The sequence below is a fragment of the Herbaspirillum sp. AP02 genome (genome assembly GCF_015767275.1).
Lineage (GTDB): Bacteria > Pseudomonadota > Gammaproteobacteria > Burkholderiales > Burkholderiaceae_D > Herbaspirillum.
In genome coordinates this window covers 301,611-316,889 of the sequence record NZ_JADWMY010000002.1, presented here as the reverse complement: position 1 = coordinate 316,889, position 15,279 = coordinate 301,611, and the positions used below count along the sequence as shown (strand labels likewise).

At 62.3% G+C, this 15,279-nt stretch carries 9 protein-coding genes and 1 tRNA gene; 8 read left to right on the top strand and 2 right to left on the bottom strand.

All coding sequences use genetic code 11. The annotated features are described in order from the left end of the window. The first annotated feature begins 127 nt into the window (after positions 1–127). Entirely contained in the window at positions 128–2,338 is a 2,211-nt protein-coding gene (locus I5R65_RS07365; RefSeq protein ID WP_180665867.1) for an OsmC domain/YcaO domain-containing protein, read from the top strand. A 99-nt stretch (positions 2,339–2,437) separates the two neighbouring features. Here I5R65_RS07365 and I5R65_RS07360 read toward each other — a convergent pair whose 3' ends face one another. Further along, entirely contained in the window at positions 2,438–3,100 is a 663-nt protein-coding gene (locus I5R65_RS07360; RefSeq protein WP_180665865.1) for a VTT domain-containing protein, read from the bottom strand. 446 nt (positions 3,101–3,546) lie between these two features. Between I5R65_RS07360 and I5R65_RS07355 the strand changes: the two genes are divergently transcribed. The 6 genes from I5R65_RS07355 to I5R65_RS07330 all read left to right on the top strand — a co-directional run bounded on the left by I5R65_RS07355 (position 3,547) and on the right by I5R65_RS07330 (position 12,607). Beyond that, a complete protein-coding gene (locus I5R65_RS07355; protein ID WP_180665863.1) occupies positions 3,547–6,582 on the top strand; it encodes a bifunctional diguanylate cyclase/phosphodiesterase in 3,036 nt (1,011 codons plus the stop codon). 545 nt (positions 6,583–7,127) lie between these two features. Continuing rightward, positions 7,128–9,101: a methyl-accepting chemotaxis protein gene (locus tag I5R65_RS07350; RefSeq protein ID WP_180665861.1), complete on the top strand. Its 1,974-nt coding sequence runs from the start codon at positions 7,128–7,130 to the stop codon at positions 9,099–9,101. A gap of 127 nt (positions 9,102–9,228) precedes the next feature. After that, complete coding sequence (gene mutL / locus I5R65_RS07345; protein ID WP_180665859.1) at positions 9,229–11,184, top strand: DNA mismatch repair endonuclease MutL; 1,956 nt, start codon at positions 9,229–9,231, stop codon at positions 11,182–11,184. Between the two features lie 2 nt (positions 11,185–11,186). Then, complete coding sequence (gene miaA / locus I5R65_RS07340; protein WP_180666297.1) at positions 11,187–12,131, top strand: tRNA (adenosine(37)-N6)-dimethylallyltransferase MiaA; 945 nt, start codon at positions 11,187–11,189, stop codon at positions 12,129–12,131. A 68-nt stretch (positions 12,132–12,199) separates the two neighbouring features. Further along, a tRNA-Met gene (locus tag I5R65_RS07335) sits at positions 12,200–12,276 on the top strand. A gap of 151 nt (positions 12,277–12,427) precedes the next feature. After that, a complete protein-coding gene (locus I5R65_RS07330) occupies positions 12,428–12,607 on the top strand; it encodes a hypothetical protein (protein ID WP_180665857.1) in 180 nt (59 codons plus the stop codon). A 66-nt stretch (positions 12,608–12,673) separates the two neighbouring features. On the opposite strand, the gene I5R65_RS07325 is transcribed toward I5R65_RS07330, so the two are convergent. Then, complete coding sequence (locus I5R65_RS07325; RefSeq protein WP_180665855.1) at positions 12,674–13,714, bottom strand: AraC family transcriptional regulator; 1,041 nt, start codon at positions 13,712–13,714, stop codon at positions 12,674–12,676. A gap of 444 nt (positions 13,715–14,158) precedes the next feature. On the opposite strand from I5R65_RS07325, the gene I5R65_RS07320 reads away from it, so the two are divergent. Beyond that, positions 14,159–15,223, top strand: a complete 1,065-nt coding sequence (locus I5R65_RS07320; RefSeq protein ID WP_180665852.1) for a ketopantoate reductase family protein — start codon at positions 14,159–14,161, stop codon at positions 15,221–15,223. The last annotated feature ends 56 nt before the right edge of the window (positions 15,224–15,279 follow it).

The window sequence follows — 15,279 nt, the reverse complement described above, 5'->3', positions numbered from 1 at the left end:
GCCGCGACACCCGTGCCATTCGGGGCGGAGTTTGCCTGCGCATTGGATCACCACCGGATGGGCGATAATAGCGCCCTCTCCCGTTTCTCGTTTCAGCCGCTTTTCGGCTCTTTATCGGAATTCCGCCATGGAAATCAAAGTCAACTTCCTCGACAAGCTACGTCTTGAAGCCAAGTTCGACGACTTTACCGTCATCGCCGACCAGCCCATCCGCTACAAGGGAGATGGCTCGGCGCCGGGTCCCTTCGATTACTTCCTGGCGTCCTCGGCCCTGTGCGCGGCGTACTTCGTGAAGCTGTACTGCAATACGCGCAATATTTCCACCGAGAACATCCGCCTGTCCCAGAACAACATCGTCGACCCGGAAAACCGCTACCAGCAGACCTTCAAGATCCAGGTCGAGCTGCCGGCCGACATCAGTGAGGCCGACCGCCGCGGCATCCTGCGCTCCATCGAGCGCTGTACTGTCAAGAAGGTGGTACAGGAAGGGCCGGAATTCATCATCGAGGAAGTCGAGAACCTGGACGCCGATGCCCAGTCCCTGCTGACCCTGCAGCCCGAGGCCGGCGCCAGCACCCGCATCCTGGGCAAGGACCTGCCGCTGGAGCAGACCATCGCCAACATGTCGGGCCTGCTGGCCGCACTGGGCATCAAGATCGAGATCGCCTCGTGGCGCAACATCATTCCCAATGTGTGGTCGCTGCATATCCGCGACGCCCATTCGCCGATGTGCTTCACCAACGGCAAGGGCGCCACCAAGGAAAGTGCGCTGGCCTCGGCCCTGGGCGAGTACCTCGAACGCATCAGCAACAACCACTTCTACGCCGGTTCCTACTGGGGCGAGGACATCGCCAATGCCGAGTTCGTGCACTACCCCAACGAACGTTGGTTCAAGCCCGGACGCGGCGACAAGCTGCCCAAGGACATCCTCGACGCCTACTGCCTGGATATCTACAACCCCGACGGCGAGCTGCGCGCTTCGCATCTGGTCGATACCAATTCGGGCAACGCCGAGCGCGGCATCTGCTCGCTGCCCTATGTCCGGCAGTCGGATGGCGAAGTGGTGTATTTCCCCTCCAACCTGGTCGAAAACCTCTTCGTCAGCAATGGCATGAGTGCCGGCAATACCTTGCCCGAAGCCCAGGTGCAGTGTCTGTCGGAGATCTTCGAGCGCGCGGTCAAGCGTGAAATCCTGGAAGGCGAGATCTGCCTGCCCGACGTGCCTCATGACGTGCTGGCGAAGTACCCCGGCATCCTGGCCGGCATCCAGGGGCTGGAGGAGCAAGGCTTCCCGGTGCTGGTCAAGGATGCCTCGCTGGGCGGCGTCTATCCGGTCATGTGCGTGACCCTGATGAACCCGCGCACCGGCGGGGTCTTTGCCTCCTTCGGCGCCCACCCGAGCTTCGAGGTGGCGCTGGAGCGCAGCCTGACCGAACTGCTGCAGGGACGCAGCTTCGAAGGCCTCAACGACCTGCCCCAGCCGACCTTCGAGAGCAACGCCGTCACCGAGCCCAACAACTTCGTCGAGCACTTCATCGATTCGTCGGGCATCGTATCGTGGCGCTTCTTCAGTGCCAGGTCGGACTACGAATTTGTGGAGTGGGATTTCTCCGGCCAAGGTGAAAACTCCAACGCCGACGAGGCGGCCACCTTGTTCGGCATCCTGGAGGAGATGGGCAAGCAAGCCTATGTCGCCGTGTACGACCAGTTGGGTGCCACGGCCTGCCGCATCCTGGTGCCGGGCTATTCCGAGGTGTATCCGGTGGAAGACCTGATCTGGGACAACACCAACAAGGCGCTCCTGTTCCGCGCCGACATCCTGAACCTGCATCGCCTGGACGATGACGCCCTGGCCGCCCTGCTCGACCGTCTCGAAAACAACGAGCTGGATGACTACTCGGACATCGCCACCCTGATCGGTATCGACTTCGATGAGAACACCGTGTGGGGCCAGCTGACCGTGCTCGAACTGAAGCTGCTGATCCATCTGACCCTGCAGCAGTTCGACGAGGCCCATGACCTGGTCGGCGCCTTCCTGCAATACAACGACAACTCGGTCGAGCGCGGTCTGTTCTACCAGGCCCTGAACGTCGTGCTGGAAGTGGAACTGGACGATGCGCTGGCGCTGGAAGACTACGAAACCAACTTCCGTCGCATGTTCGGCAATGAGCGCATGGATGCGGCCATCGGATCGGTGACGGGCGACGTGCGCTTCTTTGGCCTGACGCCCACCAGCCTGAAGCTCGAAGGCCTGGACCGCCATCAGCGCCTGCTCGACAGCTATCGCAAGCTGCACAAGGCGCGCGCCCGGTTCGCGCAGGCGGCCGCTGCTGCCTGAGACGATCGGCCGGCATCATGAAAAATGCCGTTCAGTCTTCACTGAACGGCATTCGTGACGCTGCCAACGCAGGTTCCTGCTTGTCCTGCCGCCTGGGTCTCAGGCGCTGCGCACCTTGCGCTTGCCACGTACCTTGCGCCATAGCTGCCACAGAGCTCCCAGCACAATGGGAATGATGGCCGCGACGATGCCGATCAGGACCAGGGTATTGAGGTTCTGCTGTACCACCGGGATATTGCCGAACAGGTAGCCCAGCACCACCAGCCCCACCACCCACAGCAAGGCGCCCAGCACATTGAACAACTGGAAGCGGGCGAAGCTCATGCCCGACACGCCGGCGATGAACGGTGCGAAGGTCCGTACGATGGGCGTGAAACGGGCGATGACGATGGTCTTGCCGCCGTGTTTCTCGTAGAAGGAGTGGGTCTTTTGCAGGGCTTCGGGGTTGAGCCAGCGGTAATTGTGGGTGTAGACGCGGTGACCGACCCAGCCGCCTATCCAGTAGTTGAGGGTATTGCCCGCCACCGCCGCGACCACCAGCAAGGTCATCAGCAGCCAGATATCCATGGCGCCCATGGCACAGAAGGTGCCGGCGATGAACAAGAGCGAATCACCCGGCAGGAACGGCAACACCACCAGCCCGGTCTCGCAGAATACGATCAGGAACAACACCGCATAGATAAGCGTGCCGTACTGCTCGATGAGGACGCCCAAATATTTGTCCACGTGCACCAGCACGTCCAGCAACTGCAGATAATCCATAAAGCCCAATCGTTGGTGATTCATCGATGCCGGGGCGCCCCATCGCCACGCGGCGAGATATTTCCACAATGCAACACCAGGAAATATCCAGGAGGCGGGGCGATCCCCCCGCCTGCGAAGGCATCATACAACACTCACCCCGCGCCACACTCAAGAACACCGACCCGATGTCGATAAAAACCGCAGGCGCTCACTTGTACACCATGGAAATCCTCGCAGAACGTCACGACACCGTTGCACTCCTCGGGCCTGCGCAGGCAGCGGCCGCACAAGGCTGGCGATTTGGCATATGATCAAATCAGGTTGCTTCAGTTTTAAGGAAGTCCAGGTGTATTTGGGAACCTGCCAGCAGGGTGGGCACAGGCAAGAAAACTGAAAAAGCGTAACTCCGGACTGCATGAGGCAAGACGCGCGGCAGGCGTCATTACCGGGCCACAGGGGGGTGTATGGGGAGCCAGGAGTCGTTCACCGGCGGATGTGATCATCAAGGTGATCCGTCAGGGGATGTGGCGCAGGATTACCAGGGCCTGCATGGCCAAGAGCGCGATGCGCTGCTGGGTGCGTTGTGGCGTTCCATGGCCATCCTCGAATTCGCCGCCGATGGCACGATACTGCAGGCCAATGACAATTTCCTGGACATGCTCGGCTACCGTCGTGAGGAGCTGATCGGCCAGCATCACAGCATGCTGTGCGAACCCTTGTACGTCCAGTCCAACGATTACCAGCAATTCTGGCAACACCTGCGCCAGGGCGAAATCATCACCGGTACCCTGCAGCGATGTCGCATCGACGGCACCATCGTCTGGCTGGAGGCGCTGTGCAGCCCCATCCTGGACGAGCACGGGGAACTCAGCAAGGTGATCTCGGCGGCCGCCGACATCAGTTCCCACATCGACGATTCCCATCACAGCAACAGCGTACTGAGCGCCCTGAACCGCTCGCTGGGAGTGGTCGAACTCTCGCCCGATGGCCTCATCCTTGCGGCCAACCGCAACTACCTCAAGACCATGGAATACCTGGCCGAGGACCTGGTCGGCAAGTCGCACGCCATCTTGTGCGATCCCGAATACGCCAACGGCGAGGAATACGCCGCCTTCTGGCGCGACGTCTGCAATGGCCGCTTCTTCTCCGGTCGTTTTCCCCGTCGCACCCGCAGCGGCCGCACGATCTGGTGGGAAGCTACCTATTCGCCCCTGCTGGACCCACATGGCAAGGCCGAGCGCGTGATCTGCATCGGCAACGACGTCACCTACCGCGTGACCCGCGAAAAGAGCGACCGTGAACACCTGCACCTGCTCTCGCTGGGGATCAACGAAACCGACAACGCGGTCCTCATCACCGATGCCCAGAACCGCATCGTCTTCCACAACACCGGCTTTACCCGCATGCTCGGCTTCCAGAGCCAGCAGGCGATCGGCAAGCTGCCACGCGACCTGTTCGCCAATCACCCCACTTTCGTGAAGTCTATCGAACGCTGCCACGGCGAGCTGCTGCAGGGCCACAGTTTCCATACCGAGGAACTGATCCACGACTTCCACGAGCAACCGGTGTGGATATCGGCGGTGGTCAATCCTATCCTGGACGCGGCCGGCAGTCTCATCAATGCGGTTTGCGTCATGACCGATATCACCAATACCAAGGTGCATGAGGTATTGCAGTATCGCGTCCTCAATGCCATGGCGCGTGACTCTTCGCTCTCCGAGCAGATGAACCTGCTGTGCGAGGAAGTGGAACGGGTCGCGCCGGAGGTGATCGCCTCCATCCTGCGGGTGGATGAACAGGGACGCCTGCATACCCTGGCCGGCCCCAGCCTGCCGGAGGCCTACATCCGCGCCATCGAGGGCTTGTCCATCGGCCCGCTGGTCGGCTCCTGCGGCAGCGCCGCCTTTACCGGCCAGGAGGTCATCTCGGAAGACATCGCCAGCGATCCGCACTGGGCCGATTACAAGGAACTGGCGCTGGGCCACGACTTGCGTGCCTGCTGGTCGACCCCGATCAAATCGGCCGATGGCAAGGTGATCGGCACCTTCGGCTTCTATTTCCGTCAGCCACGCCAGCCCAGCGGCTTCCATCACTTGCTGGTCGATGCCGGACTGCACCTGTGCGCGCTGGCCATCGAGCGCGAAGCCTCGCGCGCGCGCATCCACCAACTGGCCTTCTACGATTCCCTGACCGGCCTGCCCAACCGCAGCCTGCTGCTGGTACAGGCCGGCCAGGCCATCGCCGCCGCTGAACGCAACCGCAGTACCATCGCTGTGATGTTCATCGACCTTGATCGCTTCAAGCAGGTCAATGACTCGCTGGGCCATCAGGCCGGCGATGAACTGCTGCGCACGGTGGCGACCCGACTGCAATCGCAGGCCCGCCGCTCCGACATCGTGGGCCGTCTCTCCGGTGACGAGTTTGTGGTGGTCCTGACCCAGTACGACACGCAGCACCTCACCGAAGTGGTCAAGCGCATCCAGGAACGGCTGGCCATGCCCTGCCATATCAACGGCACGCCGCTCAATCCCTCGGCCAGCATCGGCGTGGCGATCTTCCCCGACAACGGCAACGATATCGAAACCCTATTGCACCGGGCCGACATCGCCATGTACCAGGCCAAGGCCGTCAATCGCGGTCGCTTCAGTTTCTTCAGCGAAGAAATGAACAGCATGGCCCAGGAGCGCCTGGCACTGGAAGGCGCCCTGCGCGATGCCTTGCGCGGCGGCCTGTTCGAATTGCATTTCCAGCCGCAGATCAGACTGTGCGACCACAGCCTGCATGGGGTGGAGGCGCTGGCGCGCTGGCACGATGAACAACTGGGCCAAATCTCACCGGGCCGCTTCATCCCCATCGCGGAGGAATGCGGCCTGATCGGCGAACTCGGCAAGTGGGCGCTGGAAGAAGCCTGCTTCCAGCTGGCCGACTGGCGCCGGCGCGGCATCCAGGTGCCCTGCATTTCGGTGAACCTGTCCGCCACCAACTTCCACGACCTGGACCTGCCACAGTTCGTCACCGGGCTGCTACGCCGCTACAGCCTGGTGCCGACCGACCTGACCCTGGAAATCACCGAAACCGTGTTGATGGACACCAATCCCAGCACCAACCAGACCATCGCCGCCGTGCATGCACTGGGCATCCCGCTGGCCATGGACGACTTCGGCACCGGCTATTCCAGCCTGGGCTACCTGCGCAAGCTTCCCGTCTCGGAACTGAAGCTGGATCAGAGTTTCGTACGCGACATGGCCAAGGACGAGGCGGTCAGCGCCCTGACCAATGCCGTCATCCGCATTGGCGAAAGCCTGAAACTGACCGTGGTCGCCGAAGGGGTGGAAGATGCCGACCAGTACCGGCTGCTGCTCAGCCAGGGGTGTGACGTCGCGCAGGGCTACTACTTCTCGCGACCGATGGCGGCCGACGATCTGGAGCGCTGGGTCAGGGATTTCCGCGACAAAGAGAGCAAGGACCTCGACCGGGTGACCAGGGCCTGTTCACACTAAATCTGCGAGATGCGTTGCGCCTAGGCAGTCAACGCTTGACGACCTCTCGCACTCGCAGATTGAGTGGGAACAGGCCCTAACGCCGCTGGCACGATGGAGACGATGGAGGCACTCAAGGACAAGTGAGGCAAATTCCTCATGCCAAAAAAGCACTTTCCGGATAGAAAAACAACAGCACAGCTGGATGTGGGCGCAAACATTTGAAGTATTTTTTGATCAGGCTCAAAAGCTGACGATATACTGACGGCCTCCCCAGCGAGTACCGCGATTGCAGCGCCAGCAAGCAGGCTGGCGCTCTGGACTGACAAGGTTTTCGATCACGCGCAGGATTGCCGATTCGGCAATGGCGCCGGCGTGCCGCTCCATCGGCAGGTTGGCGTTCCGGCGTGAACGCAGCGTTGCAGGATTTTTCCGCGTGACGGAGAACAAGGAGGGACCAGCGGTCACAGCGTATTGCGCGCCTGTCGGCGCGGCCGACCTCCCGGGCAGTTTTCCGTTCGGTATTTGCGTTTCCACACCACGTTTTATTCAAAACAACAATAGCCATGGCTAATGATATGTCTGGTGCGCGCGGCGCATCCCTTTTCAAGCGCTCGGTCGGTGCAAAACTGACTGCCATGACGGTCGCCCTGGTGGGCGTCGTCTTCGTGATCGCGCTGATGCTGATCACCTATTCCGCCTCGCGCATGATGGAACATCGCTCCATCGAACAGATGGGCAACGATGCCCGTGGCGTGGCCCACATGGTCGGCATCTTCGACCGCTCGGTGAACAGCCAGGTCGACCGCTTCTCCAACATGTTCGACAACGAATTCGGCAAGCTCACCCTGGACGAGAGCCGCACCGTGCAGATCGCCGACCGCGCCACCCCGGTACTGCAGAATGACGGGCGCGAACTGAATCTGGACTTTTCCATCCCCGACCGCTTTACCGGCCGCACCGGCGTGACCGCGACCATCTTCGCCAAGACCGGCGAGGACTTCGTGCGCGTCTCGACCTCGGTGAAGAAGGAAAACGGCGAACGCGCCGTCGGCACCCTGCTCGACCGCACCCATCCGGGCTATGCCGCCCTGAAGTCGGACAAACCCTATAGCGGCCTGGCCACGCTGTTCGGCAAGCAGTACATCACCAAGTACGTGCCGATCAAGAACGATGCTGGCCAGATCATCGCGGCTCTCTACGTGGGCATCGACATTTCCGCCGACGTCAAGGCCTTGAAGGAGCAGATCAAGTCGCTCAAGATCGGCCAGACCGGCAATTTCTATGCGCTCAATGGACGTGAGGGCAAGGACCTGGGCGTGATGATTGCCGGCGCCCCGCGCGAGGGCAAGGAAGAAGGCGCCAGCCTGCTGGAACTCAAGGATGCCGCCGGTGAGAGCTACATCAAGACCGTGCTGCAACAGAAGGAAGGCGCACTGCATTACACCGCCGTCGATGGGCGCAGGAAGATCGTGGTCTTCACCCACTACGCACCATGGAACTGGGTCATTGCCGGCGAGGCCGCGGTTGACGAGATCACCAGCGAAGTCAATGCCATGCGCAATCTCTACATCGGCCTGGGCCTGCTGTTCCTGGCGGTGCTGGCGGCAATCCTGACGGTGATGATCAACCGCATGGTCACACGCCCGCTGGACGCCGTATGCGACGCCGCCGACCGCATTGCCGGCGGCGACCTGACCACCCGCCTGCACGTGCACAGCAGTGACGAGATCGGCCGCCTCATGGGCGCCTTCAACGGCATCAGCATGGGCCTGTCGGAAGTGGTCTCCAGCGTGCGCGCCGGCACCGAGGAAATCAACACCGCCGCCAGCGAGATCGCCGCCGGCAACCTCCATCTGTCATCCCGCACCGAACAACAGGCCGGCGCCCTGGAAGAGACCGCCTCGGCCATGGAAGAACTGACCTCCACCGTCAAGCAGAATGCCGCCAATGCGGTGCAGGCCGACGAACTGTCGAGCTCGGCCTCGGACGTGGCCAGCCATGGCGGCGAAGTGGTGGGCCAGGTGGTGCAGACGATGGACGCCATCAACAGCTCCTCGCAGCGCATCGTGGACATCATCAGCGTGATCGATGGCATCGCCTTCCAGACCAATATCCTGGCCCTGAACGCGGCCGTGGAAGCGGCCCGCGCAGGCGAGCAGGGACGCGGCTTCGCCGTGGTGGCCACCGAAGTGCGTACCCTGGCCCAGCGCAGCGCTTCGGCTGCCAAGGAAATCAAGGAACTGATCGATGCCTCGGTGCAGACCGTCTCCAGCGGCGGCCAGTTGGTGGGCCAGGCCGGCAACACCATGAATGACGTGGTCTCCAGCGTGCAGCGCGTCTCCACCGTCATCAGCGAGATCACCACCGCCAGCCGCGAACAGAGCGAGGGCATCGACCAGATCAACCGCGCCATCGCGCAGATGGACGAGAGCACCCAGCAGAACGCCGCCTTGGTGGAACAGGCTGCTGCGGCCGCGCAATCGCTGCAGCAGCAGGCCGAACGCCTGGCGGCGGCGGTCAGCACCTTCCGGGTGTAAGGCCGGAATCCGGGATACGGAGACCGGTCTTGCCGACCGGAAAATCCGGTCTCCATCAGCGCCGACGAAGCCGCCCCCGGGCGGCTTCGTCACATTCCGGCCGCCGCGTCGGCGGTATAATCGCCGGATGAACGCACCGCATTCCTCCCCCGTTTCCGATTCCGCCGCCACGCCCCATCGCCCCATCCAGGCCCTGCCCGATCAGTTGATCTCGCAGATCGCCGCGGGCGAGGTGATCGAACGCCCCTCGGCGGTCGTCAAGGAACTGCTGGAAAACGCACTCGACGCCGGCTCCACCCAGATCACCGTGCGTCTGGAGCAGGGCGGCGTCAAGCGCATCGCCATTACCGACAACGGACGCGGCATCCCGCCCGAGCAATTGCCGCTGGCCCTGGCGCGACACGCCACCTCCAAGATCGCCTCGCTGACCGACCTGGAGAATGTCTCCACGCTGGGCTTTCGTGGCGAGGCCCTGGCCTCGATCGCCTCGGTGGCGCAACTGACCGTCACCAGCCGCACCGCCGATGCTCCCCATGCGTGGGAAATCACCGGTTCCCAGTTCGGCACGGTCGCGCCAGCCTCGGGGGCACAAGGCACCACCATCGACGTCCAGGACCTGTACTTCAACACCCCGGCGCGCCGCAAATTCCTCAAATCCGACCAGACCGAATACGGCCACTGCGCCGAAGTCGTACGCCGCATTGCACTGGCGCGGCCGGACGTGAGCTTCTCGTTGTCGCACAACGGCAAGACGGTCGATCACTGGAACGTCGGCGAATTCGCCAAGCGCAGTGCCCATATCCTCGGTGATGAATTCGCCAACGCCCGCCTGCCGCTCGACGAGAGTGCCGGCCCGCTGCGCCTGCATGGCTTCGTCGGCCTGCCCACTGCCTCCAAGGCGCGTGCCGACGGCCAGTATTTCTACGTCAATGGTCGCTTCGTGCGCGACAAGCTGCTCACCCACGCGGTGCGTGCAGCCTATCAGGACGTACTGCATGGCGACCGCTATCCTGCCTATGCCCTGTCGCTGATGCTGGACCCGGCACTGGTGGACGTGAACGTGCACCCGTCGAAGATCGAAGTGCGCTTCCGCGACAGCCGCGCCGTGCACCAGTTCGTATTCCACGCCGTCTCGCGCGCGCTGGCACAGACCTCGGCGGTTTCCTTCGGCAACCTGCCGCAACAGGCGGGCGGAAGCGAAGGCGAAAGTGACAGCCAGACCGCCGCCCCGACAACTACCACCGGCACCAACGGCCCCCTGCCCTGGATCCGCGAACAGCAGCAGCAGACCTTCTCGGCACAGTTTGCGGAACAGCCGCGCCCCTACTCCTTCGGCGGCAACAGCGGCTTTGGCGTGCGCCAGAACACCGAAGCCTACGGCAACATGTTCCGCAGCGATTCCGCCGCCGGTGGAAGCACACCAAGCACACCAAGCGGACCTGCTGCCGGCTATCCGGGGAGCGGCGCCGCACCCGCCCCGGCGCCGCTGCCGGAAGGCGACTTCCCGCTGGGCTTCGCGCTGGCCCAGTTGCACGGCATCTACGTACTGGCGCAGAACCAGGCCGGCCTGGTGGTGGTGGACATGCATGCCGCCCACGAACGCATCCTCTACGAACAGCTGAAGACGGCGCTGGACGGCAACGAAATATTCCTGCAGCCGCTCCTGATCCCGGTGACCTTCTACGCCGATCCGGTCGAGGTCGGCACGGTGGAAGAACACCAGGAGACCCTCTCGGCGCTGGGCTTCGACATTGCCGTGATGTCGCCTACCACACTGGCGGTACGGGCGGTCCCGGCACTGCTCAAGAACGCCGACGCCCAGACCCTGGCCCGTGACGTCCTGCGCGACGTGCGCGAATACGGCGGCTCACGCGTGCTGCTGGAGCGTCGCAACGAACTGCTGGGCACCCTGGCCTGCCACACCGCCGTGCGCGCCAACCGCAGCCTGACCCTGCCCGAGATGAATGCGCTGCTGCGCCAGATGGAGGCCACCGAGCGCTCCGACCAATGCAATCACGGCCGCCCGACCTGGACCCAGATGGGGCTGTCGGACCTGGACAAGCTGTTCCTGCGCGGTCAATGACAATGGGGAAGCACTCGCCCCTGGCGGTGGCCATCATGGGCCCCACTGCCTCCGGCAAGACCGCCGCCGCACTGGAAATCGCGCGCCGCATTCCAAGCGAGATCATTTCCGTGGACTCGGCCCTGGTCTATCGCGAGATGGATATCGGCACCGCCAAACCCACTCCGGCCGAACTGGCCGAAGTCCCGCACCACCTGATCGACATCATCGATCCTGCCGAAGCCTATTCGGCCATGCAGTTCCGCCAGGACGCACTGCGCCTGACCCAGGAAATCGCCGCGCGCGGCAAGCTGCCGCTGCTGGTGGGCGGCACCATGCTGTACTTCAAGGTGCTGCGCGATGGCCTGGATGAACTGCCGCAAGCCGACCCGATCCTGCGCGCCCAGCTGGACGAAGAAGCCGCGCAGGTCGGCATGCCGGCCATGCACGCCAGGCTGGCGGCGCTGGACCCGGTCACTGCGGCCCGGCTCAAGCCCAACGACAGCCAGCGCATCCAGCGCGCACTGGAGATCAGCCTGTTGACGGGGCAGCCGATGTCTTCGCTGCTGTCGCAAAAACCGGCCGAGCCACTGCCTTTCACCCTGTTGCCGCTGGCGCTGGAACCGAGCGAGCGCGCCGTGCTGCATGAACGCATCGCCCTGCGCTTCGACCTGATGTTGCAGGGTGGCGCATTGGAGCGCGAAGTCACGGCCCTGCGCGCACGCGGCGACCTGCACCTGGGCCTGCCCTCGATGCGTTGCGTCGGTTACCGCCAGATGTGGGAATATCTGGACGGCAGCATCGATGCCACCGCCCTGCGCGAAAAAGGCATCGCCGCCACCCGCCAGCTGGCCAAGCGCCAGCTGACCTGGCTGCGCTCCATGCCGGAACGCATCAGCATCGACTGCAACCGGCCGGATGCCACCGCCGAGGTGCTGGCACGGGTGCGAGAGGCTGTGGATAACTAAATCACGGAAAACACCGAAAACGATTGACAGAAGCCGGACGGACAATTATAGTCTCGGGCTTGCCTCATGGTGATATAGCTCAGTTGGTTAGAGCACAGCACTCATAATGCTGGGGTCGGTGGTTCAAATCCACCTATCACCACCAGATACCCGTCGCTGCATGGACATTTCATGTGTATGCGGCGTCGTCCGAAAAACCCGCGTCTCTCACGAGACGCGGGTTTTTTGTTTTGTAGGCGAATCCCGATGATGAAGCAGTCGTCTCCGCCCGGCAAGCCGTCGACATCCACCTGCAATTGGCCGACGCTTATTTCAACCTGGCGCAAATCGAAATCTCGCGCATGCGCTATGCCGATGCGACGCGCTGGATCGATGTCCTGATGACCTTCGCGCCGCAGCACGTTGGCGCATTGACGGCGCGCCGGCACGACATCGGCATGACACCGGCACAATATCGGCAAGACCCCGTGCGGTAGCGGTCTGCCCCTCGCCGGCAACCAGCCGTGTCCAATATCCGCCCAAGTTCTGACGGCCAGGCAGGCTCATCTAACGACAGCAGGAGCGCGCAGTTCCTCCAGTCCTTTTCCGGTCCAGCGCTTGAGCGCCCGACGGAAATTGGCCGTATCGGTAAAACCCAACAGCATCCCGATATCGTCGGTACTCATCTTCGAGCTCTGCAGATACTCCAGCGCCAGCGTGCTGCGCACGTCATCCAGGATCTGCTGGAACGACGTGTCTTCGAGCGTCAAGCGACGGCGCAATGTCCGAGGCGTGGTATTCAATCGCTCGGCCACATCCTCCATCGAAGGAAAATTCCCGGGGACCGCCATCAACAAGCGATACACCTCACCGCTCGCCCCCTCGGATATCTTCGCTTGTCCCAACAGGCGGTCGCAGGTTTCCTGGACCAGGGATGCGGTGAGCTGGTGCGCCATCTTCGGTTTCCTGTCCAGGATCGCGCTGTCGTAGAGCAGCTGCGTTTCTGGCTGGTCGAATTCACAGCGACAACCGAGATATCTTTTGTAGAGCGCCGCATGCCCCGGCCGGGCATAGGGAATGCGTGCCGTCATGGGGGGACAATCGAAACCCGCCACCTCCTGCACATGCGTCACGGTAATGGCGAGCTGGAGTTCGAACAGGAACTGCCGCAGATCAGCTGACGGCGGTGCGACGAAGTTGTCCGGGAAGCGCCAGGTGACCGTCGTTGGGCCCTCTTCCCAGATCGCCGGAAATGGAGGTGTCGCCAACCGCCGGTATTTGACTGCCAGACGAAAATACTCACGCAGGGAGAGGCAGGACATCAATGCGTAGCCATACATCCCATAGGCCGACAAGTGCAGGCGACTACCGATCTCGAATGGCGTCGCCGGGTCCCGGCTGAGCGCAATCGCATTCTCGCAAACGGTCAGGAACTGCTTAAGCGAAGTCAGCGCATTGGGATCGTGCAACTGCCCGGCCGACAAGCCGCTTCCCGCCAGGGCAGATGGCGCCGCAATGCCCTGTTCGGCCAGCACTTCCACCACCGCGTTGATCTTGTAGGGCGCATAAATCCGCTCACTTGCCTTCGGCAGAATCTCCGACATGTGCGCCTCTTGAGGTTGTCCTTTGATGACCTGCATGATGACCGAAAATGACCTTCCCGCTCAAAGCGTATCTCACTACCATTCTGGATACAAGCTCAGGCAAGGCGGCGCGATGCGATGCGATGCGATGCGATGCGACACGACAGCCATTCAAAACGAGTCATCGGAGACAACCACATGAAACGACAGCCCCCCATCCACTTGTCCGGATAAGCCAGCCATCTGACCGGGCTCGGCGAATGATGCGCTTCGCCGCACGGCCACCCAGGTCCGGCTTCCATGCACCCATACATCGGCGACAGCTACCTGCGGCAGCCCGGACCTTTCTGTTTTCTTTTTCTGTGCCCGAGTCCGGAGCGACCCGGGCGGAACATTTGCCCCCCCTGCCGACGGCAGGCTGGCGCAATCGAGTCGCCTCATGACGACTTTTCACAAGGAGTAGCAATGCGGGCAGCCATCGTCGGTGCCGGATCGCTGGGCACCATTATCGGCGCCTTCATCAGCAAGGCCGGTCAGGACATTCATCTCATCGATAGCAACGCCGAACACGTCAGGGCCTTGAACGAACATGGTGCCACCGTCACCGGTTCGCTCGAGTTCAGTTCGCCGGTCTCGGCATTCACGCCCGACGCGCTATCGGGTCGCTATGACCTGATTTTTCTGCTGACCAAGCAAACCAGCACACAGCAGACCCTGGGCCTGCTCCAAGCGCATCTGCATGCCGACAGTATCGTCTGCACATTACAGAACGGCATTCCAGAACTGCTCGTGGAAAAGATCGTGGGGAGACAGCGCACCATCGGTGGCGCCGTAGGCTTCGGCGCCACCTGGCTGCGCCCGGGCGTCTCATCGCTGACATCGAGCAGGCAGGCACTGGAGCAATCCGCTTTCGAGATCGGCGAGATCGACGGCATCGACCGCCCCAGGCTGGCCGTCGTCAAGCGCTACCTGGAATGCGTGGGCAGTACCAAGGTATTGAACAATCTGATGGGTATCCGCTATTCCAAGCTGTTGATGAATGCGACCTTCAGCGGCATGTCGGCCGCCTTGGGCTGTACCTTCGGCGAGGTGCTGGACCATCCTCGCGCCATGACCTGCCTGGCCTTCATCGCCAACGAATGCATCAAGGTCGCCCACGCCCAGGGGATTGATCTGGTGCCCATGCAGGGCGAGGATTTCAACGCCTTCGAATTCGAGGGCGCTATCGACATCCCCGGAAAAATGCCGCTCTACAGGAAGATCTGGTCGCAACACGTGGCATTGAAAGCCAGCATGCTGCAGGACCTGGAAAAGGGACGGGCTACCGAGATCGACTACATCAATGGCGTGATCTGTCATCAAGGTCGACAGCACGGCATTGCCACTCCCTTCAATGACAAGGTCGTCGACATCGTTACCTCGGCCCAGCAACGGCAGGTGCTGACCTCCCTGAACAATCTCCAGCAATTCAACGGACTACTGGAACGCCATGCCTCGGTGCTTGCCGGTGGCGCCGCCTGGACGGCGTGATCCGACCGTCTTCTTTCCGCATTTCCACTACCGCCACTACGATCGGAGCCATGTCC